Origin of the sequence: Megasphaera sp. UBA4233 (assembly GCF_002395615.1) — a bacterium.
In the GTDB taxonomy this organism is placed as follows: Bacteria; Bacillota; Negativicutes; order Veillonellales; family Megasphaeraceae; genus Megasphaera; species Megasphaera hexanoica.
In genome coordinates this window covers 122,019-122,952 of sequence record NZ_DGXL01000026.1, presented here as the reverse complement: position 1 = coordinate 122,952, position 934 = coordinate 122,019, and the positions used below count along the sequence as shown (strand labels likewise).

Genomic DNA, 934 nt, shown 5'->3' with positions numbered 1-934 from the left:
AGTTCTGCCGCCGTCCAGCCCAGGATGGCCGCACCACCATAGATAAGGGCAGGAACCTTCTGCATGAGCTTCAGGAAAATCTGTGCCCCAAACAATACGATGGGAATGGAAATCAACAGACCGCAGATAATCAGGCTCCATTTGCCTTCCGGCACCGTATTGGCCACACCAGCCAGCGACAGGATATTGTCGATGCTCATGATGAAGTCGGCAATCAGAATCGTGCGCACAGCTGCGCCAAAACTTGCCGGAGCCTCGCCTTCCTCGTTGTTTTCCTTATGGTCGGTCAACAGTTTCACGGCAATATAGAGAAGTGCCGCCCCGCCGATAAACTCGATATAAGGTGCCGCCAGCACGCTGGTGGCAAAGAGCGTACATACAATGCGGATAAACACTGCACCGAAACCACCGATAAAGATGGCTTTTTTCTTATGATGCTCCGGCAGATTCTTGCAGGCCAGTGCAATCAAAATCGCATTATCACCCGACAGCAGAATATCCAAAAGCAGAATCCCCGATAATGCCGCAAACCATTCAGGGCTGAACATCCCTGCAAATATAGATTCCATCACAGCTAATCAAACTCCTTTTTCCGTCAAAAATAAATACCAAAAAGACCTCGCCCTACACGCCGCCCGCAGGCCACCTGTAAGACAAGGTCTTGCTTACTAAATTATAGCCGGCCATACCGGGTGCGATGCACCGTATTGACGATATCTGACCGTTCAGCTACTCCCCTTGTATGGGATTTATGCTATTACTATAGCATAAAAAATGGGAAAGTCAAATTAAAATTTGCTTAAATATCGAGATTGCGTACCAGTTTGGCATTTTCTTCGATGAACTGGCGGCGCGGCTCAACCTTATCGCCCATGAGAATCGTAAAGAGCTCATCAGCGGCTTCAGCGTCAGCCATTTCCACGCGCAGCATGGT

Annotated in this window: 2 protein-coding genes; both read right to left on the bottom strand. The window is 49.1% G+C overall.

The window, feature by feature from the left end:
* Window positions 1-569 (bottom strand): TerC family protein (locus B2U90_RS09870; RefSeq protein WP_292017680.1); only part of this gene is annotated, 569 nt, incomplete at its 3' end.
* Between the two features lie 230 nt (window positions 570-799).
* Window positions 800-934: hypothetical protein (locus B2U90_RS12570; protein WP_414673978.1), on the bottom strand; the 135-nt coding region annotated here is incomplete at its 5' end.